Below are 25,582 nucleotides of genomic sequence, written 5' to 3' on the forward strand. Positions count from 1 at the left end.
TCCGGGCGGTCGCCCTCATCGCTGCGACCGCGTCGTTCCGAGTGATTCTGGTTCAAACGTAACAGAATCTGTAAAGTGTGCAACACTGTAACAGGCATGACATCAGCTCGTAACAGGCTGCTGCCACGATGCCTCACAACGAAGTGAACCCCGAAGAAGGGATGTCCCCGTGACCGACGGCGACCCGAACGACCGAGATCCGGCAGCCGCCGCGCTCGAAGACAGCGCGCTCGATGACACGGTCCGCGCCCTCCGCGACCATGGTGTCGAGCTGCTCGTCGGCACGGCCCTCGACTTCGCGGGCGTGACCCGCAGCAAGGCCGTCCCGCTGCGCCGGCTGCCGAGCTTCGTGAACTCCGGGATGGGGGCCTCGCCCTCCTGGGTGGTGTTCTGCGCCGACAACGGCATCGCGTTCACCGGCGACATCGGCGTCTCCGGCGACCTGCGTCTGCGCCTCGACGCCGCCGCCGTCCGTCCGATCGGTGACGGGATGGCGTGGGGTCCCACCTGCTATCACGAGCAGAGCGGCGCGCGATCCGCGCTGTGCGCCCGCGGCCGCCTCATCGACCAGGAGCAGCGGGTCGCCGCCGCAGGACTGACTGCGCTCATGGGCGCCGAGCTCGAGTTCACCCTCGTGAACGTCGACGGCTCGCAGCTCGAGGACGGATCCTGGGCCGCGTACGGGATGCGTTCGGTCGTGGCCCGCCGCGCCTTCCTCACCGACCTCACCCGCACGCTCGAGGACGCGAACGTGGGCACCGAGCAGATCCACGCCGAGTACGGCACCGACCAGTTCGAGGTCTCCCTCGCGCCGCTGCCGCCCGTGCAGATGGCCGACACCGCTGTGCTCACCCGGATCCTGATCGGCCTCGTCGCCGCCCGGCACGGACTTGCGCCGTCGTTCTCGCCGCTCACGTTCGTCGGCGGATCCGGCAACGGCATGCACCTGCACCTCTCGCTCGCCCGCGATGGGCGGAACCTGTTCGGCACCGGCGACGGCCCGCACGGCATCTCCGATGAGGGCGGCAGCGCGATCGGCGGCGTGCTCGACGGGCTGTCCGAGCTGCTCGCGGTCTACGCCGGATCCGTCGTCTCGTCGCTGCGACTCAAGCCCGGATCCTGGTCGGGAGCTGCGGTGTGCTGGGGCCTGGAGAACCGCGAGGCCGCACTGCGGTTCCTCGCCGGCACTCCGGGCAACCCGCACGGCGCGAACATCGAGCTCAAGATCGTCGACCCGAGCGCGAATCTCTACCTCGCTGCCGCGGCCTTCCTCGGATCCGCCCTGGGCGGCATCGAGCGCGAGCTGCCGCTGCCCGAGGAGGTCGTCGGCAACCCCGCCGAGACGCCCGAGTCCGCTCGGCTCCGGCTCGACGCCGAGCCGTCTGCCGCACTCGACCGGCTCGCTTCCTCCGCGCTCGCCGAGGAGCTCTTCGGCCCCGGCATCGTCGAGGGCGCGGTCGCCGTGCGGCGGCACGAGCTCTCCGCTTACGCCGACGCCTCGCCCGAGGAGATCACGGCGGCCTTCCGCCTCGCCTGGAGCTGAGCCTCCGCCTCGGTCCCTGAGCCTGTCGAAGGGACTCCCACCTGATCGGCCACTTCGACAGGTTCAGCGACCGAAGACACCCGACCCGCGGCCCGAACCGCACCATCCCTCATCCATCCCCCACGGAGGAGACCCGAATGTCCGCCACCGAACCCGGCTCCGCGCCCGCCGCGGCGCCTGAATCCGCGCCGCGCCGCGCCCTGCCGCTCTGGGCCGCACTCGCCCTGTCGCTCGCCACCGTCGGTCCGACCCTCGCCATGTCCGGCAACGGCCAGGGTCTGGTCGCGATCGTTGGCAAGTCCGTGCCGCTCGTCTTCGTGATCGGCGCGATCGGCGTCGCGCTCGTCGGCTACGGCTTCATGCGCCTGACCCGCCACCTCAACCACGCCGGATCCGCCTACGGGCTGATCGGCGGCACCGTCGGTCCCCGCACCGGCTTCTTCTCCGGCTGGGCCATGCTCGGCGCCTACGTCGGCTTCTCGATCGGCACGCTCGCCCTCACCGCGGCGTTCGTGAACGCGCTGATCGCGGCGTTCCAGCCCGGCGTCGAGCACCCGATCCAGCTGCCGTGGCCACTCATCATGATCGTCGGAGCCGCACTCTCCTTCCTCCTCGCGGGGCGCGATGTGGCGCTCATCGCCAAGGTGCTGCTGATCATCGAGGGTGTCGGCATCATCGCGATGATCATCCTCGTGATCGCGATCTTCGGGCACGGCGGCGCGCACACCACCGGCATCGACTTCTCCAGCTTCAGCTTCACCGGCATCGACGTCGGCCAGGTGCTCTCGGGCGTCGTCGCGGCGTTCCTGTCCTGGGCCGGATTCGAGGCCTGCGCGTCGCTCGGCGAGGAGACGAACAACCCCAAGCGCAACATCCCGCGAGCGCTGTTCGGCACCCTGATCATCACCGGCGTGCTCTTCGTCGTGGTGATGTTCGCCCAGACCATCGGCTTCGGCACCGACGAGGCTGGTCTCAAGGCCTTCGGCACCTCCGGCAACACCCTGGGCGACCTCGGCACGCAGTACATCGGGCCGTGGTTCGGCGTGATCGCGATCTTCACCGCGACCTGTGCCGCGTTCGGCTCACACATGGCGACGGTCGCGACCGCGAGCCGCATGCTCTACGCGTTCGCCCGCGACGGCTTCGGCCCGCGCTCGCTCGGCGTGCTGCACCCCAAGGGCGGCCCGCGTCGCGCGGCCTGGCTCGTGCTCGCCGTGGTCGTCGTCACGCTGCTGATCTGCGCCGCGACCGGCTGGCCCGTGATGGGCACCGGCAACGCCGCGATCGACGCGTACTTCTACTTCGCGGTCGCCGGTACGGTCTGCCTCATGGTCGCGTACCTGATGGTCGAGGTCGCCGCGGTGTACTTCGTCAACCACGGCCGGTTCCAGGCCGTGCACGGCGGCGGCGGACGCGTGCTCGGTACGGTGCTGCCGGTGCTCGGCGCGATCGTGATCGTCATCGTGATCTGGTTCAACGTGAAGGACTCGGCGGATCCGTCCGCGGCCGGCGTCGTCGCGCTGCTCTGGTGCGCGCTCGGGCTGATCCTCGCGCTCGCTGCGTCGAAGATCGCCAAGCAGGTCGGCGCCTCGCTCGCCCGCGAGCTCGAACTGCCCGGCCTGGGCAAGGAGCTCGACCCGATCCACCTCACCGGCCCCGCCGAGGACAGATGACGCTCTCCCTGCTCGCGCGCGACGCCCGGGCGATCGCGGGCGTCGAGAAGCTGCGCTTCTTCCCGCTCGAGGTCGTCAGCGGCCACGGCTCGGTCCTGGTGGACCCGGCCGGGCGCGGACTGATCGATCTGTCTGCGACCTGGACCGCGAACGGCCTCGGCCACGGCCATCCCGCCGTGGTCGAGGCGGTGTCCCGCGCCGTGCGGACCGCGCCCGGCGCGGGCGGGCTGTCGGCCATCCACCCCGACTCGGTCGGCCTCGCGGAGGACCTGCTCGCGCTCGTCCCCGCTTCGGGCGATGGCGAGCGCCGCGTCTACCTCGGCCATGCCGGATCCGACGCCAACGACGTGGTGCTGCGTTCCTGTCGTTACGCGTCCGGACGCCGCACCGTCGTCGCGTTCGAGCACGGCTACCACGGCGGCCTGGGGCTCGCGATGGGGGTGTCCGGGCAGCAGATCGAGGCCGGGCACGTCGGCGATCCGGATCTCGTGCTCGTGCCGTACCCGAACCCGTTCCGCCCCGGCCCGGCCGGGATCGACGCCGACGTCGCCGCATCCCTGGCCGCGATCCGCAACGCCCTGGCCACGGATCGCGTCGCCTGCCTGATCGTCGAGCCGATCCTCTCCGACGGCGGGCTCGTCGTCCCGCCGGACGGGTTCCTGCGGTCCGTGCACGAGGCCTGCCGCGCAGCCGGCGTGCCGCTCGTGGTCGACGAGGTCAAGGTCGGACTTGCCCGCACCGGCACGCTGCACGCGTTCCAGCACGACGGCATCGTGCCCGAGATCGTCACGTTCGGCAAGGCGCTCGGCGCCGGGATCCCGCTCTCCGCGGCGGTGGGACCGGCCGCGATCCTGGACCGCCCGGCCGGATCCGCCCTGCTGACCACTGCAGGCAACCCCGTGTCGACCGCGGCGGGCCGCGCCGTGCTGCGGACGATCGCCGAGGAGGGGCTCGTCGAACGGGCCGCTCAGGCCGGCGACCGGTTCGCGGCGGCGCTGCGGCGCCTGGCCGCGGGCGAGGGCCTCGAGGGCGGGCTGTCGGCCGAGCGGATCGGCGATGTACGCGGACGCGGGCTCACGATCGGGCTCGAGCTGGTCCGCGATCGCGACGGGCTGCAGCCGGACGGCGAGCTCGCACGCCGCGTCGTCTACCGGGCCTGGCAGCTCGGCGCGGTCGTCTATTACGTGGGCGGCAACGTCCTGGAGATCACGCCGCCGCTCGTCATCACGGATGATGAGATCGACCGCGCGGCGGACATCCTCGACCGGGCGATCGCCGATGCGATCGCGGGTCGGGTCAGCGACGAGGAGGTGCAGGAATATGCCGGTTGGTGAGCACGCGTTCGGGGAGAACGGGATCCTGGAGGGTCTCGAGGGCATCCCACCCCGCCTGGCCGAGACGGCGCAGTCGCTCGCGCTGATCGACCATCACGTGCACGGCTGCTACATGGACCCGGTCGACCGTGCCGCGTTCGAGGAGTCGTTCAACGAGGCGTCGACGGATCCGATCCCCGCGTTCATGACGCAGTTCGACTCGCAGCCCGGCTTCGCGTTCCGGCGCTGGTGCGCCCCGCTGCTGGGCATCGAGCGGCACGCGCCCGCCGAGGAGTACTGGGCGGCGCGCAGCGCGCTCGCCCCCGCCGAGCTGGACCGGGTGCTGCTGCGCCCCGCCGGCGTCGAGCACTGGGTCATGGACACCGGCTTCAGCCTGCGCCCGATCACGGACCCGACGGCGATGGCCGAGGAGTCGGGCGGTGCGACCAGCGAGATCGTGCGGCTCGAGCTCGTCGCCGAGGGGCTGGTCGCCGGCGGCGTCGCTGCGGCCGACTTTGCCGAGGCGTTCCGCGCGGCGATCACCGAGGCCGCGGTCGAGGCCACCGGCTTCAAGACCATCGTCGCGTACCGCGTCGGCTTCGACATCGACTGGGAGCCGCCGGCCGACGCCGCCGTGGCGGCAGCCGTGGAGCGCTGGGCCGCGCTCGGCCAGGAGAAGCCGCGGTTGTCGGATCCTGTGCTCGAAGCGTTCGTCGTACACGCGGCAGTCGCGCTCGGCCTGCCGCTGCAGGTGCATGTCGGCTTCGGCGACCGCGACCTCGACCTGCACCGCACGAACCCGATGCTGCTGCTGCCGCTGCTCCGTCGCGCCGACGTGCAGCGCACGCCGATCATGCTGCTGCACTGCTACCCGTACCACCGTGAGGCGGCGTACCTGGCGCAGGGCTTCGACAACGTCTACTTCGACATCGGCCTCGGCGTGAACTACCTCGGCGCGCAGAGCCGGCAGCTCGTCGCGGAGGCGCTCGAGCTCGCCCCGTTCGCGAAGCAGCTCTACTCCTCGGACGCGTTCGGCCTGCCCGAACTGCACCTGGTGGGATCGATCCTGTGGCGGCGCGGAATGGCGGTCGCTCTGGGCCGTTGGGTGCGCGAGGGGGAATGGAGCGAGGCCGACGCCTGCCGCGTGCTGGAGATGATCGGCGCCGAGAACGCCCGCCGGGTGTACCGGCTCTGAACGCGTTCCCGGGGATCAGCGCCCGGGGACGACCGGGATCGCCGCGAGCAGACGCTTGGTGTAGTCCTTCTCGGGGTGGTGCAGCACACGCGCGGTGGACCCGTGCTCGACGATGCGTCCGTCCTTCATCACGGCGACGTCGTCGCACAGGTTCTGCACCACGCCGATGTCGTGGGACACCAGCACAAGGGTCATGCCGTCACGGCTGAGCTCGCGGAGCAGGTCGAGGATCTGTGCGCGCACGGTGACGTCCAGAGCGGACATCGGTTCGTCGCCGATCAGGATCCGGGGTCGATGCGCGATCGCGCGGGCCAGGGCCACGCGCTGACGCTGGCCACCGGAGAACTCGTGCGGGTAGCGCGATGCCATCTCGGGATCCAGGCCGACGCGTTCGAGCACCTCGGCGACTCTGGCGCGGTGAACGCCGTCGATGCCCAGCGCGCGCAGAGGCTCCGACACGATCCGGCCGACCGACTGGCGCGGATCGAGAGAGGCGTACGGATCCTGGAAGACCAGACCCGTCTCGCGGCGCAGCCAGTGCAGCGCCCGCGCCGACGCACGTGCGTCCACCGGGCGTCCGTCGACGTGCACGGTGCCCGCCGTCGGGCGGTCGAGCCCCAGCAGCAGCCGGATCAGGGTGGATTTGCCGGATCCGGATTCGCCGATGATGCCGAGCGCGCGACCTGCCATGACATCGAGGTCCACGTCGTCCAGAGCGACTGAGCGGGCCCGCCGCGCGAACGGTTCCTTCCGGGCTGCGAGGTACTCGCGGCGCAGCCTTCGCGCGCGGATCAACGGCTCGTCGTGCGCGGCGTCCGGCACCGTGATCGGGTCGCTCATCCCTCCTCCTCCCCGCGCCACAGGGTCGCCGTCGCGTCGCGCAGCAGGCCCTGCGTGATCGGCGATTCCGGCGCGGTCAGCAGCGTCTCGAGCGGTCCGGATTCGATCACCCGGCCGTCGGCGAGCACGACGGCGTGCGTCGCGACCTGCGCGAGCACGGCGAGGTCGTGCGTGATGAACACGAGCGACATCCCGTCCGATTCCACGAGCGACAGCAGCAGGCGCAGCACCCCGGCCTGGATGGTCACGTCCAGCGCGGTCGTCGGTTCGTCGGCGATGAGCAGTCGCGGCCTCGCAGCGAGGGCGATGGCGATCGCGGCGCGCTGGCGCTGGCCGCCGCTCAGCTGATGCGGATAGCGGTCCACGATGCGCTCGGGATCCGGCAGAGCGACGCGGGCCGCCTCGCCGATCGCTCGAACCCTGGCGGCGCGCCGGCCGATGCGCTCGTGTATCCGGATCGTCTCCGCGATCTGGCGGCCGATCGTGCGGATCGGATTCAGAGCGGTGCGCGGCTCCTGGAACACCATGCCGATCTCGTCGCCGCGGATCCCGGCGAGCTCGCGGTCGGGCAGGTTCAGGATCTCCCGGCCGTTCCAGCGCACGCTGCCGAACGCCGTGGCGCCGTCCGGCAGCAGCCCCATGATCGCGAGCGCGGTGAGCGACTTGCCGGATCCGGACTCGCCGATGAGCCCCAGGCGCGTGCCATCCCGCACGGCGAACGAGATGCCGTCCACGACCCGGCGGCCGTCGATCTCGATGACGAGGTCGGTCACCTGGAGGCTCATGCGGTCACCTCCGGCAGGCGCGGCTGGCCGGCCCGTGCCCGGTTCGCCGGGCGCCGTCCGGTGCGCAGCGTGGGATCCGTCGCGTCGCGCAGCGCGTCGCCGAGCAGGTTGAACGCGAGCACCGTGATCGTGATCGCGAGCCCGGGCCACACCACGGTGAGCGGGTGGATCTGGACGTAGCGCTGCAGGTCGGCCAGCAGGATGCCCCAGGACGGGTCGACGACCGACGCGCCGAAGCCGAGGTACGACAGCCCGGCCTCGGCGAGCACCGCCGTGGCCATGGCCCAGCTCAGCTGCACGATGAAGACCGGGGCGATGTTGGGCAGCAGATGCTGCACGAGGTTCTGCAGCGGGGTGAGGCCGGAGGCGCGTCCGGCCACCACGAAGTCGCTGTGCTGCACCCGCCGCAGCTCGGGGCGGGTGACCCGGGCGACGTTCACGCCGAATCCGATCCCGACGGCCCAGACGACGACCCAGAGGGATCCGCCGTGCACCGTGGAGATCAGCATCGCGATGATCAGCACGGGGAACGCGATGAGGACGTCGACGAGCACCGCCACGGTCTCGCGCATCCAGCGCGCCGTGAGCGCGCCCAGCGCACCGAGGGCGAGGCCGACGAGGGTGGCGATCACACCCGCACCGACCGCCACGAGCACCGTCGTGCGGGATCCGGCCATGATCAGGCTCAGGATGTCGCGACCGGTCAGGTCGGTGCCGAGCAGATGCGGCCAGCTCGGGGCCAGCCAGCGGGAGGCGACATCGGTGGCGCGCGGGTCGAACGGCGTCCAGAACAGCGAGACGACGGCAATGACGAGGATGGCGGCCACGACGATGAGGCCGAACAGCCCGGCGGCGGAGGAGCGGAGGCGGCGCAGCGTGGTCATTCGTCGGCCTCCCGCTGCCGGGGGTCGAGCGCGCGGTGCAGCAGATCCACGACGAAGCCGATGATGAGCACCATGCCGGTGAGCACGAGCAGCTCGCCCTGCACCTTCACGAGGTCGCGCGTGCCGACGTCGGCCACGAGCATGCGCCCGATCCCCGGCAGCGTGAAGAGCTGCTCGACGACGACGGATCCGACGATGATGCCGGCCACCTGAATGCCGAGCACGGTGATGATCGAGAGCCCGACCGCCGGCAGTCCGTGCTGGAGGAGGGCGCGGTTGCGAGTGAGCCCCTTCGCCGCCGCGGTGCGCACGAAGTCCTGTCCTGCGGCCTGCAGGGTCGCGCTGCGCACGAAGCGCAGCAGCAGCGCCCCCTCGATCGTGCCGATCGTGAACGCGGGCAGGATCAGCGCCCGCAGCGCCGCGCCGGGATCCGCCCAGCCCCCACGGGGGAAGCCCTGCGCGGGCAGCCAGCCCAGCCACACCGCGAACACCACGACCAGCATCATGCCCGCCCAGACGACCGGGACGGCGGCGACCGCCTGGGCCGCCGTGTTCAGCGCCGTGCCGGCCGCGCGTCCGCGCAGCAGGGCCGATCCGATGCCCAGGGGAATGGCGATGATCAGGGCGACGAGCAGCGACAGCGTCGCGAGCGGCACGGTCACCTGGGCCTTCTGGGCGAGCTCGGCGGCGACCGAGGCGCCGTTGAGCTGCGACGTGCCCAGGTCGCCGTGCAGCACGCCCCCGATCCAGCCGAGGTACTGCAGCACGAGCGGCTGATCGAGACCGAGGCCCTTGCGGATCGCGTCGACCTGCTCCGGCGTGGCCTTGTTCCCCGCGAGCAGCTGCGCCACGTCGCCCGGGAACACCCGCAGTGCGAGGAAGATCAGCGCGCTCGCGACGAGGAGCCCCGCGATGAGCAGGGCTCCCCGGGTGAGCGCGTAGCGGAGCACAGGGCTGAGGCTACTTGGTGACGGTGACGCCGCGCAGATCCAGCCGCGAGTTGATCGAGTCCTTCGGGAAGCCGTTCACCCCGGGACGCACCGCGGTCAGGGTCTGATCCTCGTACAGCCAGTCGGCCGCGGCGTCCTTCGCGACGATCTCGGCGGCCTGGGAGAGCAGGTCGGCCGACTTCTTCGCGTCCAGCTCGGTCTGCGACTGCGCGTAGAGCTTCTGCACCTCGGGGTTGTTGTAGCCGAAGTAGTAGTCCGGATTGGCGAAGTTGCCGAAGTCGCGCGGCTCGACGTGCAGCACGAAGCTGAGGTCGTAGTCGTGCTTGGTGTAGACGGAGTCCAGCCACGCGGGGAACTCGACCGAGTTCACCGTGAGCGTGACGCCGACCTTCTTGAAGTCGCTGGTGAGCAGCTGCGGAACCGTCGTGCCGTAGAACGAGGGGATCGTGAGGGTGAGGGCGAGATTCTCCTGGCCCGCCTCCTTGAGCAGCGACTTGGCCTTCTCCGGGTCGTACGGCGCCGTGCTGGACAGATCCTTGTACCCGGGGTCGAGCTGGGGGATCGGACCGTACAGGGTCGTCCCGACGCCGCGCGCCTCGATCAGCGCCTTGTGGTCGATCGCCAGGCGCAGCGCCTCGCGGACGCGCTGGTCGTTCAGCGGGGCCTTGGCGTTGTTGAACGCGAGGGTCCCCTTGTCGGTGGTGCGGCCCTTCGTGATGGTGAAGGTCCCGTTCTTATCGAGCTGCGGCGCGAGGTTCGCGTCCACCGCGGTGAGCACGTCCAGCGTGCCGCTCTGCGCGGCGTTCACGCCGGCGGTGAAATCGGGGATGTAGTCGAAGACGACGCTCTTCACGCCGGCCTTGGCGCCCCAGTACGTGTCGTTGCGGGCGAAGGAGAGCGAATCGCCCTTCTTCCACTGCGTGAGGGTGAACGGCCCCGTGCCGTTCTCGGCGGCCTGCAGGTCGGTCGTGTCGCCCTTCTGGAACACGAGGCCCGCGGCGCCGGTGAGGCTGAACAGGAAGTTCTGACTGGGTTGCGTGAGCGTGATGACGACCGTCATGTCATCCTTGGCTTCGATCGACGCGACGTCGGCGAGGTCGGCGTGCCCCTGGACGGTCTTGTCGTCCTTGGCGGTCTGCAGCGAGGCGACGACGTCGGATGATGTGAGCTTCGTGCCGTTGTGGAAGGTGATGCCGTCGTTCAGCACGAAGGTGTACGTCAGGCCGTCGGATGAGATGTCGTGGCTCTTCGCGAGCCGGTCGATGATCTTGTTGTCCTGCGTGCGGCTGACCAGCCCCTCGTAGATGTTGTCGACGAGCACCTGCTCGAGCGCGGCGCCGCTGGTGTGCCGGATGTCGAGGTTCGACGGTTCGAGCACGAGGCCCACCGTGAGCGTGGCGTTCGCGTCGGCGGCTCCCGAGGCGCTGCTTCCCGACGGAGCGGGGGATCCGGTGCAGGCGGACAGCATGAGGGCGGCGGCCGTCAGGCCGGTGAGCAGGGCGACGGCGGCGCGGCGCGGCGCGCGGCGGCGCGAGGCGAGGGCAGCGCGGGTGCGGTGCATGCGGGGGATCCTCTCGGGCGGTGCTGTGGGGTGCTGTGCGGGTGTGCGATGTGTGGTGCGTGCGGGTCTTGCGGTGTGCGGTCGAGCCTAGGGCGGCGGTTCAGCGCCGGGCTTCGGCGGCGGAACGCGGCGTCACAATCGGGGCTCCTCGACGGGCTCAGGGCCGATGCTGTCTGCGGCGGTGCGGATGATCTCGGCGAGGGCTGCGGGGGCCGTCTCCTGCAGGTTGTGGCTGCCTTCGAGGTGCAGGACTCGTGCGCGGGGAGCACGTGCGCGGAACTCCTGTTCGGCGTCGTCCGAGACGAACCCGTGACCGGCGCGGACCAGGGAGAGCGGGGCGACGACGGCATCGAGATCCGCCCAGCCGTGCTCGCCGAGGATCGCGGACGGCGCTCCGATCGATGCCGCCGCGGGCGGGGCATCCAGCAGCCGAGCCGCGATGTGCGCGAAGTGGTGCTTCCACTCCACGCGGCCGTCGGGGCGGACTCGCGTGTTCAGGAACACGCCGCGGGCGGTGTCATCCCGGGATCCGCCGAAGCCGAACTGCTGGGCGCGGTCGACGAGCTCGTCGCGGGAGGCGGCGTCGACCACGCGGTAGAACTCGCGCAGGGCCGCGGGGCCGACGCTCTGGTCGACGCCGGGGGTGATGTCGACGACGAGGAGCTCGCGCACGAGCTCCGGGGCGCGGGCGGCGATCGCTGCCGCGGTGAGCCCGCCCAGCGACTGGCCGACGAGCACCTGCGGGCGGTCGGTCCAGGTGCGCAGTGCCTCGATCACGTCGGCGGCCAGGGTGCGGCCGGTGTAGTCGGCGTCGTCGCGCCAGGAGGAGTCGCCATGGCCCGCGAGGTCGATTGCCAGGGCGGGCCGGCCGAGGGCGAGCACCGTGGTGTCCCAGGTGTGCGCATTCAGGCCCGCGCCGTGCAGCAGGGTGACCTCGACCGGTTCGTCGCCGTAGCGCAGCGCGCTCAGCGTGCGACCGTCGGCGAGGGTCAGGCTCAGGCGTTCGACCGGTGGGATCGGGACGCCGAGCGCCGCGGCCTGACCGGCGAGGAAGGAGAACTCGGTGATCTCTTCTGGAGCGACGTGGGACACGCCCTCATTGTGCTCCCGCGCAGTCGCCGACGTGAAATGAGGGATCAAAGTGCGCGCTCGGAGCGTCACAGGAGGTAACTTGCAGTAATTCAGAGCGAGCCTATGCAGGCGGAATGCTCTAACCTCATCGGAAGCCTCGGGTCAGAGTCGAGATCCCAGGTCAGAACGCGCTCAATCCGGTGAGGGCTCGACCGATCACCAGCTGGTGGATCTCATCGGTGCCTTCGTAGGTGCGCACCGACTCGAGGTTGGCCGCGTGCCGCATCACGGGATAGGCGTTCGTGATGCCATCGCCCGCCAGGATCGTGCGCGCCTGGTGCGCGATCTCGAGCGCCTCGCGCACGCTGTTCAGCTTGCCGACGGAGATCTGCGCGGCGGTGAGCGCGCCGCGCTCCTTGAGGCGCCCGAGATGCAGGGCGAGCAGCACGCCCTTCTCGACCTCGACGAGCATGTCGGCGAGCTTGGCCTGCGTGAGCTGGTTGGCGCCGATCGGCTTGCCGAACACCTCCCGGCTCGTGGAGCGCTCCAGCGCTGCCTCGAGGCAGCTGCGTGCCGCGCCCATCGCGCCCCAGATGATGCCGTAGCGCGCCTCGTTCAGGCACCCGAAGGGGCCGGAGAGTCCCTCGGCGCCGGGAAGGATCGCATCCGCGGGAAGGCGGACGCCCTCGAGGGCGACATCGCACTGCACGGATGCGCGCATCGACAGCTTGCCCGTGATCGGCGTCGCCGTGAAGCCCGACGTCGTGGTCGGCACGAGGAAGCCCCGCACCGCCCGTCCGCCGTCGCCGAACGCCGGATCGTCCACGCGCGCCCAGACCACGGCGACATCGGCGAGGGAGGCGAGCCCGATCCAGCGCTTGGCGCCGTCGAGCACCCAGCCGTCGCCCTCCCGGCGCGCCGTGGTGGTCATGGCCGCAGGGTCGCTGCCGCCCTGCGGCTCTGTGAGCGCGAAGCAGCCGACGGCATCGCCCGTGGCCATGCGCGGCAGCCAGGCCTGCTTCTGCTGTTCAGAGCCGTACTTCGCGATCGCGCTCATCGCCAGCGATCCCTGCACCGAGACGAAGGTCCGCCACCCGCTGTCCGCCGCCTCCAGCTCGAGGCAGGCGAGGCCGTAGGACACCGCGCCGGCGCCGGCACACCCGTAGCCGGTCAGGTGCATGCCGAGGAATCCGCCGGCGCCGAGCTCGGCGATGAGCTCGCGGCGGAAATGCGCGTTCTCGAAGTCCTCCTCGATGACCGGCAGGATCCGCTCCTGCGCGAACGCCCGCGCGCGCAGCTGCCAGTCGCGCTCCTCCGGGGTGAGCAGAGCGTCGAGGTCGAAAACGGCGTCGATGTGGGGAGCAGTCGTCATCTCAGGTCCTTTCGGTGCGCCAGGCGGCGGGCGCGGAGTCGTTCAGAGCGGGCGGCGGTGTGCGATAGGCGGCCGGGGCGTCGCCGAGCCGGATCGGGTTCGCGATCGTGCGGGAGGCCCCGAGCGCGACCACCGGATCGAGCCCCAATCCTTCGGCGAAGGCGAGCGCCTCCGCCACGTCGTGCACGAGGCCGGCGGGGATCCCTGCCGCACGGAACCGGTCGATCCAGTGCGCGGCTTCGGCGTGCGCGAGCTCCTGCTCGATCAGCGTCGTGAGCGCATCCCGATGGGCGACGCGGTCGGCGTTGCGGAGGAAGCGCGGATCGGTCGCGAGCGCCTCCTGTCCCAGCGCGACGGCTAGCGCGCGGAACTGCTTGTCGTTGCCGACGGCGATGACCAGGTCCCGGTCTGCGGCGCGGAACAGGGCGTAGGGGGCGATCGACGGATGCTGGTTGCCCAGACGCCGGGGCGGGACCCCGGTGGCGAGCGTCGAGGCCGCCTGGTTCGTCAGCGCCGACAGGAGGCTCTGCAGCAGATTGACGTCGACGCGCTGGCCGAGGCCGGTGCGCTCACGCTCGCGCAGGGCGAGCAGGATGCCGGCCACGGCGTTCTGCCCGCACAGCACGTCGACCAGCGCGACCCCGGCCTTCGCTGCGGATCCTTCCGGATCGCCGGTGATCGACATCAGCCCGCCCACGGCCTGCACGAGCAGGTCGTACCCCGCGAGCGAGGCGCCCGTGCCGGTACCGAACCCGGTGATCGAGCAGTACACGATGCCGGGATTGACGGCGCGGACGGCGTCGAAGCCGAGACCGAACCGCTCCATCACCCCGGGACGGAAGTTCTCGATCAGCACGTCCGCGGTACCGGCGAGTCGCAGTGCCTGGGCGCGATCGGCGTCCAGGGTCAGATCCAGCGCGATGGAGCGCTTGTTGCGATTGACGCTGCCGAAGTAGGTGGCGGTGCCGTCGGCGTCGACGGGTGGATGCCAGTGCCGGGTGTCGTCACCGGCCGGCGGCTCGATCTTCAGCACGTCGGCGCCGAAGTCGGCGAGGGTCATGGTCGCGTACGGGCCGGCCAGCACACGGGAGAAGTCCGCCACGCGGACGTCGTCGAGGACGCCGCGCCGCCCGATCTCCACGCTCATCGTCAGCCCCTTCGCCGCCCGTCACGCACCTGCTCCATCCTAGGGACGCCCCGAGTCCTTGCCGCTCGCCGGCCGGCTCGGAGGCCGCCCGGTACCGGGCCCGACGCGGCGGACACACCCTAGGCTGGAGGCATGCGGCAACGGCGAACGGTGAGGAGGCGCGGATGATCCTGCTCGACGTACCCGGCATCACGAATCTGCGCGACGTGGGCGGCATTCCGGCCGGCACCTCCCGTATTCGCGAGGGGGTGCTGTTCCGCTCCGGGAACCTCGCGCACGTCGGGCCGGAGGCGCACTCGTTCCTCACCGAGCGGGTCGCGCGCGTCGTCGACCTCCGCGATGACAGCGAGGCGAGTGCCGAGCCGTGTGCGCTGCCCGGGCTGCGCATCGATCGGATTCCTCTGTTCGCGGGGTCCGTCGCCTCGTTCCTGCTGGGCGATGTGAGTCTCGCGGGCCTGTACCGGCACATCGTCGAGGACGGTGCGGACCGTATCGTCCAGGTGGTCCGGATCCTGTCCGAGGGGGAGCCCACGCTGGTGCACTGCACGCTCGGCAAGGATCGCACCGGTGTCAGCGTCGCGCTCGCGCTCGCCGCCGTCGGCGCGGATCGCGATGCGATCGTGGACGACTACGCGCTGACCGCCTCGCAGCTTCCGGAATCACGCAACCGAGCGATCGCGAAGTGGCTCGAGGAGCGGCTCCCGATCGCCCACGACGCGATCGCGGTGGCGACTCAGTCGCCGGCGCCGGTGATGCGCGACCTGCTGAAGAGCATCGACGAGCGACACGGCTCGGCGGCGGACTATCTGCTCGGCGCCGGGCTGAGCCGTGCCGAGCTGGACGCTCTGGGAGCCGCGCTGGTCGACTGACGGCGCTCGGCGGCGGTGTCGGGGGTAGGTTAGGCAACCCTTCATTCGGTGATATCGTAGAGACATCATGACCACCGCGATCCGCACCACCGCACGCGCCGAACGCCGTGCCCAGCGTCGCTCCGCGAAGGCCCAGCATCTGATCGTCGCCGACGAGGGATCCTTGGCCGAGCTGGAGGCGGCTCTGGCGACGCTGCCGCTGTGCGCGACCGGCCGCGTGTTCATCGAGGTGCCCGATGCCGACTCCATCTCCACGGTCTCCGCACCTCCGCGGATGACCGTCACCTGGCTGCCGAGGAGTTCGCGTACGGGCGAGCCCGGCTCCGGGCGTCGCTGCGCGCGCGGCACCGCCGCAGCTCGTGCCGCGATCGCCTGGTCCGACGAGATGCTGTGCGACGGCGCGGGGGAGCACACCACAGTGACGCTGCTCTGCGGCTTCCTCGGCACGGCCGACATCGCCGAGCACCTCCGGGAGCGGCTGGGCATGGCCGCCGAGCGGATCACCGCACCGGAGCGCTTCGGGCTGTCCTGAGTCACCGCCTCGGCAGGTAGTGCCCGTCCTGCAGACCTGCTTCGATCTCGAAGCGGTTGCGCAGCGGGTCCCGTCCCGCGAACAGGTACAGGAACGGCATCAGAAGGCCGTAGCGCAGCCACTGCTGCTTGTGCACGGCCTCATGTCGCAGGACGCGGTCGTCCGGCACGTCGTCGCCGGTGAGGTAGCAGCCCGCGACGCAGACGCCACCTCGCGCGAAGGTCCACGCGGGCATTCCGCGGAAGATCCACAGCCCCTCGCGACGTTCGATCTGGCCGGTGCTCCACAGACCGCCCCAGATCCAGCCCACGGCCATGCCCCAGGCGTATCCGAGACGGCTGATCGGGGAGCGCAGCAGCACCGAGGGCAGACGCAGGTCCCGACGCCGGGACCGCTCCAGGATCTCGGCGGCCTCGGCTTCGATCGCGGCGATGCGGGCGGCGTCGCCCGCGATCACGCGAGGGCGCCGATCAGACGCAGGATCGCGCCCAGGTCCTGCACCGCGTCGCCGGGGGAGCGCGGGGCGAAACCGGCGATGGTCGCGCCTGCCAGGGGCAATTGCTCGCGCAGCGCCTTCACCGCGCCGACGACATCGGCCGTGCGCAGGCCGAACGGCACGGCGGACGAGACTCCGACGAGCTCGGACGGATCCAGCACGTCGACATCGATGTGCACGTACACCCGCGATGCGCCCGTGGCGGCCACGGCCTGCGCCAGCGCCCGTGCGTCCTCGAGGTCGTCGAGTCGGATGATCCCGGACTCCGCCAGGTACGCGCTCTCGGCGTCGTCCTCGGATCGCGCGCCCACGAGCACCGTGCGCTCCGCGCTGAGCCCCGCGGGGCCGTCGATCGGGAACGAGTCGTGGCCGAGCAGCGCGCGCAGCGCCATGCCCGCGTAGGCACCGGAGGTCGACGACTCCGGGGTGTGCAGGTCGGGGTGCGCGTCGAACCAGACGATCGCGACGTCGTGCAGTGCGCCAGGGAGGGCGGCGACCGCGGCCACGCTGACGCCGCAGTCACCGCCCACCACGAGCGTGGGCTCGGCATGCGCCGTGATCGCTTCCTCGATGAGCTCCCTCGTGCGGCGCAGGCTGCTGAGCCTGTGCACGCCCGTACCCTCGGCGTCGCCGGCCTCGAGCGGGACCTCCAGCACCGTCGTGCGGGCGCTCGGGAGGTCGCCGGCGATGGCCGACGCCCCCTCGGTGAGCAGCATCGCCCGCGGGGCAGGGGAGCCCTGCCACTGCGGGACGACGAGGAAGCGGGTCATTTCAGCCCTCGAGCGCTTCCTGGGGCTTGGTCGATCCGGCCTTCAGCTCTGCCAGACGGGCCTCGACCTCGGTCAGCTGGCCGATGTCCTCGAGGCTCTCGAACTGCGCGTCCAGGCTGGACGCAGCAAGCTCCGCCTTGCCCTGGGCCAGCGCCTCCTGGCGACGGACCTTGTCCTCGAACCGGCCCAGCTCGCTGGTGGGGTCGAGCACGTTGATCGACGACACGGCGTCCTGCACCTTGGTCTGCGCCTCGGCCACCTTGGCGCGGGCGAGCAGTTCGCTGCGCTTGTTCTTCAGCTCGACGAGCTTGTCCTTCATGCCGTTGAGGCCGGTCTTGAGCTTGTCGACGATCTCGGTCTGCGCCGCGATCTGCGGCTCGGCCGTCTTCGCCTCCTGCTCGGAGCTGATCTGACGCTGCAGGGCGACCTTCGCGAGGTTGTCGAACTTGTCGGCGTCGGCGGTGTTGCCGGCTCCGCGCAGGTCATCGGCCTTGCGGCTGGCGGCGAGGGCCTTGTTGCCCCACTCCGCGGCGGACTGCACGTCCTCCTGGTGGTCGCGCTCGAGCAGACGCAGATTGCCGATGGTCTCGGCGATGGCCGACTCGGCGTCCGCGATGTTGTTGGTGTAGTCGCGGACGAGCTGGTCGATCATCTTCTGCGGATCCTCGGCGGAGTCGAGGAGGGCGTTGATGTTGGCCTTCATCAGGGTGGAGATGCGGCCGAAGATGGACTGCTTGGTCATGGGATGTCCTTTCCAGATTTCCGGTCGTGATGGTCGTGCACGTGAGGAGAAGTCGAGTTAGGGGGTATCAGAAGCGGCCGCCCGATCCGCCGCGGCTGCCGCCGCCGAAGCTGGAGGGGCTGAACCCGCCGCCTCCGCCACTGGAGCGCCAACCGCCGCCTCCGCCGCCCCAGCCTCCGCTGCTTCGACCGCCACCGCCGGACAGGATGCCGCCGATGATGCCGCCGAGGATCGCGTCGCCCATGCCGCTGCGGCTTCCGCCGCCCCAGCTGCCGCCGTCGTTGCCCCACGAGTCGATGGAGCCCGCGGCGAGCTGGGTGGCCTCGCGTGCGAGCGCGATCGCCCGTTGCGCGTGCTGCAGCGCTGCGTTCGGATCCGCGACACGCGCAGCTTCGGCCTGGTCGTACTCCGCGGATGCCTGTGCGGCCCTGGTTCGCGCATCGGGGCCGATCGCGCCGCGGTGCGTCGTGATGTAGCTGTTCGCCGTCGAGATCTCCGCGCGTGCCTGCGTGAGCGTCTGCTCCAGCACCTGCTGGGCGCGCTCGGCCTGCTGCTGAGCGCTGCGGATCGCGTCCACGGTGCTGTCGATCCGGGTGTTGGCCGCCGTCAGCGATTCCAGCACCGCCTGGGGCCGGCGTCCCGTGCCGGTGGCGTCGGTGCGGGCCTGATCCAGCGCGGTGCGGGTCGCCGCCATCGTGGCGTTCAGCTCGGGAGATGCGGGCAGCGCTGCGGCTCCCGCAAGGTCTTGCTCGAGATTCGCGATGAGCGCCTGCGCCTGTGTCTCGGTCGCGGCAAGGTCGGTCTGCAGGGTCGTGATCGCTGCTGCCAGCTGCGACGCCTGCAGCACGCCTTCTTCACCGGTGCGGATCGCGAAGGCGGCCTCACCGCGCTTCCCCTGCCCGATGAGGTCGGCGGCCTGAGCGATGTTGGCGTCGGCCAGCTCCAGCCGGCTTGCGGCTTCGGCGGGGTTGCCGACGACCGTCTGCAGAGCGGAAGCGTCGTATTCGGCGGCCAGCGCCTGCAGCGCGGCAGGGGCCGCAGCCACTGCCGAAGCCGCGGCTTCGCGATGCGTCTTCAGCTGGGCGAGGGCCTGCTCCGCGTTCTGCTCCAGCTTGCGGAGCTCATCGAACGCCGCGACGTTCGCGTCCAGCGCAGTGTCGGCCGACTCGCACAGCCGGATGATCTGCAGGTGCCAGTCGCGACGCTGTTGGTCTGTGTCGGGCACCTCGTCGTCGAGCTTCTGCTTGAGGGAGAACGCCTCATCGAGCTTGCTCTTGGCTTTGGCGACCACGTCGGTGAACGTGCTGGTCGCAGTGTCGCCGAACTGCGCCGTGGCGAATCCGAGGTCCTCGGTGGAGGACGTGATCGCGTCATCGGTGTGGACGAGGGCGAGGCCCGCGCGCTTGGCCAGCTCCTCATCGCTGATGGCATCGAGCGGATCCCCGACCGGATCGGTCGCGACCGACTTCACCCGGGCGGCGGCGCGACGGCGCATCACCACCAGAACGATGATCGCGGCGACGATGGCGAGGACGCAGAGGACGATCAACAGGATCCCGCCCAGATCCGTCCCCGAGGATCCGGATCCCTGGAACCCTGCCGCGGCTGTGCGTACGGCGGCGGCCCAGTCCTGCGTGCGCAGATCATTCACGAGCGACTGGGAGATCTGGTCCACGCGGGACAGCGGGATCGGACCCGCCTTGTCGGCGGACAGATAGTACTGCCGTGACTGCGTGGCGACGGCCAGCAGATACTGCTGCTGGCCGAGACCGTTGTCGACCGCGACCTGGTTCGTCCATTCCTGGCTGTTGTCCGGGTTGGAGAACGTGTCGACGAACACCACGAACAGCTGGATGTTCTGCGACCGGCTGAGGTCTTCGAGCCGGCTGTTGAGCTCTTCCGTCTCTGAGGAGCCCAGCGCGCCGACCTCATCGGTGATGAACTGCGAGCCCAACGTCACCGGCGCCGAGGCCGGGGCGGGCGCCGTCGCGTCCGTGCTCGCGAGCGCCGATGCGGATCCGAGCGACATGCCGAGCGCACCCAGGACCACACCTACGACGACAGCCCAGCGCGCGCGCATCTTCGCTCCTCCCGGGGTCCGGCAGGCCCCAGGAGCGAGTCTAGGCTGTGTCTCCCTTTGTTTCTCCTGCCCGTGCCGGCCGCAGGACTCCGAGAGGAGACGGGCGCTCTCGGTAGGCTGGGGACGATGGATGACAGGTACGGATCCGATGTGCTCGCGAGCGGCTGGCGCGAGCGCGGTGCGAAGGTCGTCGTGGACGTCGCGGCGGAGAAGGACCTCGTGGTCGAGGTCGCGGTGGACGGGTTCTGCGGTGCGGTGACCCGGATCGAGGGCGGACAGGTCGAGCTCGAGGATTACCGGGGACGCCGCCGGCTGTTCCCGATGGGCGCGGGCTTCATGATCGATGGCGAGCCCGTGCGGCTGGTGCACCCTGCTCGCGCGGCAGGCGCGGCCTCAGGCGGGACCAAGCGCACCGCCTCCGGATCCTTCGCGGTCGGGGATTCCCGTGCGCGCACCGCGCTGCCGAGCCGGATCCTCGTCGAGGGCCGGCACGACGCGGAGCTCGTGGAGAAGGTCTGGGGCGACGATCTGCGCGCGGAGGGCGTCGTCGTGGAGTACCTGCAGGGTGTCGATCTGCTGGAGGAGCTGCTCGCTGCGGCCCCGCCGCGGCGCGACCGTCGCTACGGTGTGCTCGTGGACCACCTCGTGCCCGGCTCCAAGGAGACCCGCATCGTGGAGCAGATCATGCGCGGCCCGCACGGGGCGCACCTGCGCATCGTCGGGCACCCGTACATCGACGTGTGGCAGTGCGTCACGCCCGCAGCGATGGGGATCCGCGCCTGGCCCGAGATCCCGCGCGGCATCGACTGGAAGACCGGGATCTGCAGGGCCTTCGGATGGCCGACCGCGTCGCAGGCCGACTTCGCGCACGCATGGAAGCGCATCCTCTCGCGGGTGAACAGCTATCGCGACCTCGAGCCGTCGCTGCTCGGCCGCGTCGAGGAGCTCATCGACTTCGTGACGGAACCCGTCGCGGGGCCGGCCTCGGGCGGCGCACGGTGAGCGGCCGCTCCGCCCGCGGGGCAGGACGGGCGGGCGCGACCCCGGACGGCGGATACCCTGGAGGGATGCCCGAACCGCGTACCTTCCGTGACGAGCCGGTCTCGTTCGTCCGCCGCAGCGGCCGCATGTCCGAGGCGCAGGAGCGCGCCTTCGCCGAACTGGCCGAGTTCTTCGTGCTGGATGTGCCGCGCAACGTGGCCTGGACCTCGGTGCACCCCGAAGCGCGGCTCGACGTCGCCGCGGCGTACCGGCGCGAGGCGCCGCTGACCGTCGAGGTCGGATCCGGCCAGGGGCACGCGATCGTCTCCGCCTCGGCAGCACACCCCGAACGGGACTTCCTGGCGGTCGAGGTGTTCCGTGCGGGGCTCGCCAGGACGATGCTCGATGCCGAGCGCGAGGGCGTGCGAAACCTGCGGCTGATCGAGGCGAACGCGCCCGAAGTGCTCGCCACGTACCTTCCCGCGGGCTCCGCCGATGAGGTGTGGATCTTCTTCCCCGACCCCTGGCACAAGAAGCGGCACACCAAGCGCCGCCTGGTGCGGCCGGGCTTCGGCGCCACCGCGGGCGCAGCTCTGCGCGACGGGGGACTGCTGCGACTCGCCACGGACTGGGAGGACTACGCGCTGCAGATGCGTGAGGTGCTCGACGAGGCGCCCGAGTTCGAGCGCGCGTTCGAGGGGGAGTGGGCGCAGCGCTTCGACGGGCGCGTGATGACCGCGTTCGAGCGCAAGGGCATCGCGAAGGGCCGCGAGATCCGCGATCTGACCTACCGCCGCGTGCCGCGGGGCTGATCCGCCGGCTGCGACGGATCGGCCCCGTCGGAGCGCGCACCGTTCAACCAGTGTGAGACGCCGCCGAGCGGATGACCTCGACGAGGTCGCGAGGACGACTCCACATGGGCCAGTGACCGGTCGGGAGGTCGACGACGTCGAGGTGCTCGAGGTTCGTGACCTCGGCGAACATGGGATGGCCCCCTCGCGCCAGGTCCAGCAGCTGCGCGCTCGGGATCGAGCAGCACACCAGTGTGGTCGGGATCCCGTTGCGGGCGCCGTTCACGAGATCGACGTGCTGGCGCAGCACGGGGCCGGGCTCGGGGACGGCTCGGGCTCGGAAGCGTGCAAGGACCTCGGCGCTGAGTCCCTCGAGGCTCGCCTGCTGCGCGAGGACGTCGAACGCGGGGAGTGGAAGGTCCTGCACGTCCTCCGGGAGGTCAGCGGCGAAAGCGCTCCCTGCGGCCACCGGTCCGGAATCGACCCAGACCACCCGACGGACGAGCTCGGGGTGCCGGTCGAGGAGGAGGGAGACGGGGAAGTTCGCCCCGCTGTGAGCGACGACGATCGCGGGCTTGCTCGCGGAGACGCCGTTTCGAGCCAGGACGTCGAGGATCGCCGTGACCTGGTCGTCGAGAGTCCTCTCGGCCCGTTGGGGGTCGTCGGGGTCGAGACCCGGCGGCGTCATCGCGACGGCGTGAGAGCCGGCGGAGTCCAGGTGCTCGCGCACGTCGTCCCATGCCCAGGCGCCCAGCCAATGGCCGGCGATGAGAAGGATGGTGGGGCTTTCCGTCTTCTGTGTCATGCCACCAGCTTCGGGCGTACCGCAGGCACGTGTATGTCACTATTTATGTCATGAAATATTCGGCGGCGACGCGGTGAAGCGCGCAGAGCGACTCCACGCCCTGTCTGAGATGCTGCGCCGCAGCGGATCCCGGGGCTGCTCCGCTGAGCGGCTGGCACGAGAGTTCGGCGTGTCGGTTCGCACCGTCAAGAGAGATCTCGCTGCGCTCGAGAGCAGTGGTGCGCCCATCTGGTCGCGTCCGGGCCCCGGGGGCGGCTACGGAATGGCGATGGGTGCGTCGCTGCCGCCGGTCAGCCTGTCTCCCGCGCAGGCGGTCGCGCTCATGGCGGCCGTGTCGGCCGCCTCCGATGCCCCCTACGCGGATCTGGCGGCAGCCGGGATCCGGAAGATCATGGACGTCCTCGATCCCCGGACCCGCGCACGGGCGGACGCCTTGGCCGAGCGCGTCTGGGTGGACGCGGTTCTCGCGCCTTCGCGGGCGATCAGGTCGGCGCTGGAGGAAGCGATGGCGGATCAGCGTGTCGTCCGCATCCGCTACACGGCGGGGGACGGGACGACAACCGCACGTGACGTCGAACCCGTCCTGTTCGCATCCACGCAAGGCCAGTGGTACCTCGTCGGATGGTGCCGATTGCGTGACGCTATGCGGTGGTTCACGGTCTCTCGCATCGAGCGGGCCAGCGTGACCGCGATGCCGTGCGCTGGGCACACCGTCGACGAGGTCGGGGAGCCTCCCGCGACCGCCGCTCCGGTGCATTCAGGTCATCGCTAGCGCGCGCCTCTCGCGTCGGTGCGCGGCGCGCGGCAGAATCGGCCCATGCTCCTGCTGATCGGATCCGTGTTCGCCGCGCTCGCCGCGCTCATCCACGTCTACATCTTCGTGCTGGAGTCGGTGCGCTGGACGCATCCGTCGACGCGGCGGATCTTCGGGACGTCCGCCGACGACGCCGAGACGACACGACCGCTCGCTTTCAACCAGGGCTTCTACAACCTGTTCCTCGCGATCACGGTGGTGATCGGAATCGTCTTCGTCGGCGCGGGATCGGCCGGTGTCGGAATCGCGCTCATGCTCGCGGGAGCCGGATCGATGCTCGCCGCGGCGCTCGTGCTCATCCTCTCCGATCGGTCCAAGGCGCGTGCGGCGATCGTGCAGGGAGCGACCCCGTTGATCGCGGTCGTGCTGCTGGTGGTCACGCTGTTCTGATCCGGCTCGCGCCGACGGCGCGGTCAGGCGATCGTGCCCAGCCCGGCGCGCATGGCGTCGAACATCGCGAACATCAGCCAGAACGACCAGCCGATGGTGAGTAGGAAGCTCGCGGCAGTCGCGGCAAGGGCGATCCACATCGTGGCCGAGCCCATTCCCGCCTGTCGGCGCACCACGACGGCGCGGCCGATCGGATACACCGGCGAGAGAAAGCTCCACGCCCAGTGGAAGCGCCTCGGGTAGCCGAGCCGGCCGAGCTGCACGTAGTCGCGGTACCCGGCGACGATCGCGAGCGCATAGAGCGCCCAGCCCAGAAGCGTGCCGAGCATCGAGGCCGCAACGATCCCCGGCATCAGGTCGAAGATGATCCCGGACACGACGCCCGGCTGCACTCTCGTCCCAGAGGCGGCCATGCTGCTCACTTCGGCGACGCGTCGCACGTAGCTGAGCATCGGGCCGGTCATCAGCCACAGTGAGACGGCCGAGACGGCGACCCCGGCGACGGTGGTCCAGGCACTCACCCATCCCCAGGCGGTGTAGACCGGCGTTCCTCGGGGGACGCGGGGCTCTTCCACGGCCGTGTGCGGCCAGGGTGCCGGGGGAACGGAAGCGCTCATCGGGTCCTCATCGATCGGTCGGTTTCTCGCGACACTACCGGGATCCTGCGCGGTCGGAGAGGAGGCGGATCCGATGCTAGGCTCGTTCGGTACGCCTCCGTAGCTCAGCGGATAGAGCGCCGGTTTCCGGTACCGTAGGTCGCAGGTTCGATTCCTGTCGGGGGCACGCATTTCGACGAAGGGCCGCCCGGATGGGCGGCCCTTCGTCGTGTGGGCAGCGAAGCTGGCCTGATCGTCGCCGTAGGATCAGCGCCCGGGCGCCCACGGGGTCGTGCGCGGCGCAGCGACGGACTCGCGCTCGACGAGGCGCGTCCCGACGATGATCTCGCCGTCGGCATGGCGGCCGAAGGCGTCGTCGGTGCGGCTCAGGGCGAGGCGCACGCTCTCGCGCCCCATGTCCTCGAGCGGCACGTGCACGGTGGTGAGCTTGGGGGTGAGCTCGCTGGACTGCGGGATGTCGTCGTAGCCGACGAGCGAGATGTCCTCCGGCACGCGCACGCCGCGTGCGGTCATCGCGTCCAGTGCGCCGGCGGCGACCAGGTCGTTCGCCGCGAACACCGCCGTGATCCCCGGGTTCCCGTCGAGGATTTCGCCCATCGTGGCGTGGCCGAAACGGCGTCCGAACGCCCCCTGGTGCACGAGCTCCGGGGGCACCTCGTAGCCGTGGGACTGCATCGCGCGACGGAAGCCGGCCAGACGCGCGACACTGGTGGAGAGGCCGATCGGACCGCCGAGGTAGAGGATCCGGCGGTGCCCCTGGGCGATGAGGTGCTGCGTCACCGCGAAGGCGCCGCCCTCGTTGTCGTAGCCGACGATCTTCGTCGGTGCCTGCTCGCCGACCGAGGGGCGGCCGCACAGCACGAGCGTCGATCCGATGCCGGCCAGGGTCCGCGCGCGCTCGGCCATCCGGCGTCGGGCGCGGGGATCGTCGTAACCCCCGCCGACGACGATCACGGCGTCGGCGCGCTGGCTGATCATGCGGTCGATGAGCTCGATCTCGCGATCGACGTCGCCCTGCGAGGCGGCCACGATGCAGAGCCGGCCCGTGGCGGCGGCCTCCTGCTCGACGCCGCGCACGATGTAGGAGAAGAACGGATCGACCAGGTCGTTCACGATGATGCCGACGCTGTGCGTCGCCGAGCTTGCGAGCGCTCTGGCGTGCGCGTTGGCCGTGTAGCCGAGGTCATCGATGGCCCGGTTGACGGCGTCGCGCGTCGCCTGCGCCACCGGGTAGTTGCCGTTGAGCACCCGGGAGACGGTGGCCGAGGAGACGCCCGCGCGCTCGGCGACATCGGACATGGTCACGGTGTGCATGGCTCCCACCGTGGCGCGATCGTCCTGCGTCGTCATCCCATCCTCCG

At 70.8% G+C, this 25,582-nt stretch carries 25 protein-coding genes and 1 tRNA gene; 11 read left to right on the plus strand and 15 right to left on the minus strand.

What is annotated here, in order from left to right; translation table 11 throughout:
- Positions 1–169 precede the first annotated feature (169 nt).
- The 4 genes from AB4078_RS08520 (at position 170) to AB4078_RS08535 (ending at position 5,724) form a co-directional block, all read left to right on the plus strand.
- Complete coding sequence (locus AB4078_RS08520; protein WP_441976748.1) at positions 170–1,543, plus strand: glutamine synthetase family protein; 1,374 nt, start codon at positions 170–172, stop codon at positions 1,541–1,543.
- A 137-nt stretch (positions 1,544–1,680) separates the two neighbouring features.
- Positions 1,681–3,216: an APC family permease gene (locus tag AB4078_RS08525; protein WP_440732258.1), complete on the plus strand. Its 1,536-nt coding sequence runs from the start codon at positions 1,681–1,683 to the stop codon at positions 3,214–3,216.
- The gene (locus AB4078_RS08530; protein ID WP_441976749.1) at positions 3,213–4,550 is read left to right on the plus strand and encodes an aspartate aminotransferase family protein; all 1,338 of its coding nucleotides are present in this window, start codon (positions 3,213–3,215) and stop codon (positions 4,548–4,550) included. Before AB4078_RS08525 ends, AB4078_RS08530 begins: the two co-directional genes overlap by 4 nt.
- Positions 4,537–5,724, plus strand: a complete 1,188-nt coding sequence (locus AB4078_RS08535; protein ID WP_441976750.1) for an amidohydrolase family protein — start codon at positions 4,537–4,539, stop codon at positions 5,722–5,724. Before AB4078_RS08530 ends, AB4078_RS08535 begins: the two co-directional genes overlap by 14 nt.
- 15 nt (positions 5,725–5,739) lie before the next feature.
- Here AB4078_RS08535 and AB4078_RS08540 read toward each other — a convergent pair whose 3' ends face one another.
- From AB4078_RS08540 to AB4078_RS08575, 8 genes are all read right to left on the minus strand, one after another.
- A complete protein-coding gene (locus AB4078_RS08540) occupies positions 5,740–6,564 on the minus strand; it encodes an ABC transporter ATP-binding protein (RefSeq protein ID WP_441976751.1) in 825 nt (274 codons plus the stop codon).
- Entirely contained in the window at positions 6,561–7,349 is a 789-nt protein-coding gene (locus tag AB4078_RS08545) for an ATP-binding cassette domain-containing protein (RefSeq protein WP_441976752.1), read from the minus strand. Before AB4078_RS08545 ends, AB4078_RS08540 begins: the two co-directional genes overlap by 4 nt.
- Positions 7,346–8,233: an ABC transporter permease gene (locus AB4078_RS08550; RefSeq protein ID WP_441976753.1), complete on the minus strand. Its 888-nt coding sequence runs from the start codon at positions 8,231–8,233 to the stop codon at positions 7,346–7,348. The genes AB4078_RS08545 and AB4078_RS08550 overlap by 4 nt, the downstream gene beginning before the upstream one ends.
- A complete protein-coding gene (locus tag AB4078_RS08555; RefSeq protein ID WP_441976754.1) occupies positions 8,230–9,183 on the minus strand; it encodes an ABC transporter permease in 954 nt (317 codons plus the stop codon). Before AB4078_RS08555 ends, AB4078_RS08550 begins: the two co-directional genes overlap by 4 nt.
- Before the next feature lie 10 nt (positions 9,184–9,193).
- Complete coding sequence (locus AB4078_RS08560; protein ID WP_441976755.1) at positions 9,194–10,744, minus strand: ABC transporter substrate-binding protein; 1,551 nt, start codon at positions 10,742–10,744, stop codon at positions 9,194–9,196.
- 132 nt (positions 10,745–10,876) lie between these two features.
- Positions 10,877–11,836, minus strand: a complete 960-nt coding sequence (locus AB4078_RS08565; RefSeq protein WP_441976756.1) for an alpha/beta fold hydrolase — start codon at positions 11,834–11,836, stop codon at positions 10,877–10,879.
- Between the two features lie 160 nt (positions 11,837–11,996).
- Positions 11,997–13,187, minus strand: a complete 1,191-nt coding sequence (locus tag AB4078_RS08570) for an acyl-CoA dehydrogenase family protein (RefSeq protein WP_441976757.1) — start codon at positions 13,185–13,187, stop codon at positions 11,997–11,999.
- Position 13,188: 1 nt separating this feature from the next.
- On the minus strand, positions 13,189–14,334 hold the full coding sequence (locus tag AB4078_RS08575; RefSeq protein ID WP_441976758.1) for a CaiB/BaiF CoA transferase family protein: 1,146 nt from the start codon (positions 14,332–14,334) through the stop codon (positions 13,189–13,191).
- A 164-nt stretch (positions 14,335–14,498) separates the two neighbouring features.
- On the opposite strand from AB4078_RS08575, the gene AB4078_RS08580 reads away from it, so the two are divergent.
- Both AB4078_RS08580 and AB4078_RS08585 read left to right on the plus strand, forming a co-directional pair.
- On the plus strand, positions 14,499–15,203 hold the full coding sequence (locus AB4078_RS08580) for a tyrosine-protein phosphatase (protein WP_440732247.1): 705 nt from the start codon (positions 14,499–14,501) through the stop codon (positions 15,201–15,203).
- A gap of 67 nt (positions 15,204–15,270) precedes the next feature.
- The gene (locus AB4078_RS08585) at positions 15,271–15,735 is read left to right on the plus strand and encodes an SIP domain-containing protein (RefSeq protein ID WP_441976759.1); all 465 of its coding nucleotides are present in this window, start codon (positions 15,271–15,273) and stop codon (positions 15,733–15,735) included.
- 1 nt (position 15,736) lies between these two features.
- Here the strand turns inward: AB4078_RS08585 and AB4078_RS08590 are convergent, their stop codons facing one another.
- From AB4078_RS08590 to AB4078_RS08605, 4 genes are all read right to left on the minus strand, one after another.
- Complete coding sequence (locus AB4078_RS08590; protein ID WP_441976789.1) at positions 15,737–16,189, minus strand: Fe-S oxidoreductase; 453 nt, start codon at positions 16,187–16,189, stop codon at positions 15,737–15,739.
- Positions 16,189–17,001, minus strand: coding sequence for an arginase family protein (locus tag AB4078_RS08595; RefSeq protein ID WP_441976760.1), 813 nt, complete (start codon positions 16,999–17,001; stop codon positions 16,189–16,191). The genes AB4078_RS08590 and AB4078_RS08595 overlap by 1 nt, the downstream gene beginning before the upstream one ends.
- Position 17,002: 1 nt before the next feature.
- The gene (locus AB4078_RS08600) at positions 17,003–17,743 is read right to left on the minus strand and encodes a PspA/IM30 family protein (RefSeq protein ID WP_441976761.1); all 741 of its coding nucleotides are present in this window, start codon (positions 17,741–17,743) and stop codon (positions 17,003–17,005) included.
- A 67-nt stretch (positions 17,744–17,810) separates the two neighbouring features.
- A complete protein-coding gene (locus tag AB4078_RS08605; RefSeq protein ID WP_441976762.1) occupies positions 17,811–19,823 on the minus strand; it encodes a TPM domain-containing protein in 2,013 nt (670 codons plus the stop codon).
- Positions 19,824–19,949: 126 nt separating this feature from the next.
- Here AB4078_RS08605 and AB4078_RS08610 point away from each other — a divergent pair, with 126 nt between their 5' ends.
- A complete protein-coding gene (locus AB4078_RS08610; protein ID WP_441976763.1) occupies positions 19,950–20,825 on the plus strand; it encodes a DUF3097 domain-containing protein in 876 nt (291 codons plus the stop codon).
- Between the two features lie 65 nt (positions 20,826–20,890).
- Complete coding sequence (gene trmB / locus AB4078_RS08615; RefSeq protein ID WP_440732241.1) at positions 20,891–21,616, plus strand: tRNA (guanosine(46)-N7)-methyltransferase TrmB; 726 nt, start codon at positions 20,891–20,893, stop codon at positions 21,614–21,616.
- 43 nt (positions 21,617–21,659) lie between these two features.
- On the opposite strand, the gene AB4078_RS08620 is transcribed toward trmB, so the two are convergent.
- On the minus strand, positions 21,660–22,400 hold the full coding sequence (locus AB4078_RS08620; RefSeq protein WP_441976764.1) for an alpha/beta fold hydrolase: 741 nt from the start codon (positions 22,398–22,400) through the stop codon (positions 21,660–21,662).
- Positions 22,401–22,473: 73 nt separating this feature from the next.
- Here AB4078_RS08620 and AB4078_RS08625 point away from each other — a divergent pair, with 73 nt between their 5' ends.
- Together AB4078_RS08625 and AB4078_RS08630 are read left to right on the plus strand one after the other, a co-directional pair.
- Positions 22,474–23,172 carry a helix-turn-helix transcriptional regulator gene (locus AB4078_RS08625; RefSeq protein ID WP_441976765.1) on the plus strand — a complete coding sequence of 233 codons (699 nt, stop codon included), beginning with the start codon at positions 22,474–22,476 and terminating at the stop codon, positions 23,170–23,172.
- 45 nt (positions 23,173–23,217) lie between these two features.
- Entirely contained in the window at positions 23,218–23,604 is a 387-nt protein-coding gene (locus AB4078_RS08630; protein ID WP_441976766.1) for a DUF1304 domain-containing protein, read from the plus strand.
- A 23-nt stretch (positions 23,605–23,627) separates the two neighbouring features.
- Here AB4078_RS08630 and AB4078_RS08635 read toward each other — a convergent pair whose 3' ends face one another.
- Positions 23,628–24,221 carry a hypothetical protein gene (locus tag AB4078_RS08635; protein WP_441976767.1) on the minus strand — a complete coding sequence of 198 codons (594 nt, stop codon included), beginning with the start codon at positions 24,219–24,221 and terminating at the stop codon, positions 23,628–23,630.
- 93 nt (positions 24,222–24,314) lie between these two features.
- Here AB4078_RS08635 and AB4078_RS08640 point away from each other — a divergent pair.
- Positions 24,315–24,387: transfer RNA gene (locus tag AB4078_RS08640), tRNA-Arg, on the plus strand.
- Between the two features lie 80 nt (positions 24,388–24,467).
- Here AB4078_RS08640 and AB4078_RS08645 read toward each other — a convergent pair.
- Complete coding sequence (locus AB4078_RS08645) at positions 24,468–25,571, minus strand: LacI family DNA-binding transcriptional regulator (protein WP_440732236.1); 1,104 nt, start codon at positions 25,569–25,571, stop codon at positions 24,468–24,470.
- Positions 25,572–25,582 lie beyond the last annotated feature (11 nt).

Source organism: Microbacterium sp. 2MCAF23 (assembly GCF_052115565.1).
Classification (GTDB): domain Bacteria; phylum Actinomycetota; class Actinomycetes; order Actinomycetales; family Microbacteriaceae; genus Microbacterium.

Bases quoted from the DNA above. Each gene is read 5' to 3' on its own strand.
- AB4078_RS08525 (WP_440732258.1), top strand. From the start codon at position 1,681: ATGTCCGCCACCGAACCCGGCTCCGCGCCCGCCGCGGCGCCTGAATCC.
- AB4078_RS08530 (WP_441976749.1), top strand. From the start codon at position 3,213: ATGACGCTCTCCCTGCTCGCGCGCGACGCCCGGGCGATCGCGGGCGTC.
- AB4078_RS08535 (WP_441976750.1), top strand. From the start codon at position 4,537: ATGCCGGTTGGTGAGCACGCGTTCGGGGAGAACGGGATCCTGGAGGGT.
- AB4078_RS08540 (WP_441976751.1), bottom strand. From the start codon at position 6,564: ATGAGCGACCCGATCACGGTGCCGGACGCCGCGCACGACGAGCCGTTG.
- AB4078_RS08545 (WP_441976752.1), bottom strand. From the start codon at position 7,349: ATGAGCCTCCAGGTGACCGACCTCGTCATCGAGATCGACGGCCGCCGG.
- AB4078_RS08550 (WP_441976753.1), bottom strand. From the start codon at position 8,233: ATGACCACGCTGCGCCGCCTCCGCTCCTCCGCCGCCGGGCTGTTCGGC.
- AB4078_RS08560 (WP_441976755.1), bottom strand. From the start codon at position 10,744: ATGCACCGCACCCGCGCTGCCCTCGCCTCGCGCCGCCGCGCGCCGCGC.
- AB4078_RS08570 (WP_441976757.1), bottom strand. From the start codon at position 13,187: ATGACGACTGCTCCCCACATCGACGCCGTTTTCGACCTCGACGCTCTG.
- AB4078_RS08575 (WP_441976758.1), bottom strand. From the start codon at position 14,334: ATGAGCGTGGAGATCGGGCGGCGCGGCGTCCTCGACGACGTCCGCGTG.
- AB4078_RS08580 (WP_440732247.1), top strand. From the start codon at position 14,499: ATGATCCTGCTCGACGTACCCGGCATCACGAATCTGCGCGACGTGGGC.
- AB4078_RS08585 (WP_441976759.1), top strand. From the start codon at position 15,271: ATGACCACCGCGATCCGCACCACCGCACGCGCCGAACGCCGTGCCCAG.
- AB4078_RS08595 (WP_441976760.1), bottom strand. From the start codon at position 17,001: ATGACCCGCTTCCTCGTCGTCCCGCAGTGGCAGGGCTCCCCTGCCCCG.
- AB4078_RS08600 (WP_441976761.1), bottom strand. From the start codon at position 17,743: ATGACCAAGCAGTCCATCTTCGGCCGCATCTCCACCCTGATGAAGGCC.
- AB4078_RS08605 (WP_441976762.1), bottom strand. From the start codon at position 19,823: ATGCGCGCGCGCTGGGCTGTCGTCGTAGGTGTGGTCCTGGGTGCGCTC.
- AB4078_RS08610 (WP_441976763.1), top strand. From the start codon at position 19,950: ATGGATGACAGGTACGGATCCGATGTGCTCGCGAGCGGCTGGCGCGAG.
- trmB (WP_440732241.1), top strand. From the start codon at position 20,891: ATGCCCGAACCGCGTACCTTCCGTGACGAGCCGGTCTCGTTCGTCCGC.
- AB4078_RS08620 (WP_441976764.1), bottom strand. From the start codon at position 22,400: ATGACACAGAAGACGGAAAGCCCCACCATCCTTCTCATCGCCGGCCAT.
- AB4078_RS08630 (WP_441976766.1), top strand. From the start codon at position 23,218: ATGCTCCTGCTGATCGGATCCGTGTTCGCCGCGCTCGCCGCGCTCATC.
- AB4078_RS08635 (WP_441976767.1), bottom strand. From the start codon at position 24,221: ATGAGCGCTTCCGTTCCCCCGGCACCCTGGCCGCACACGGCCGTGGAA.
- AB4078_RS08645 (WP_440732236.1), bottom strand. From the start codon at position 25,571: ATGACGACGCAGGACGATCGCGCCACGGTGGGAGCCATGCACACCGTG.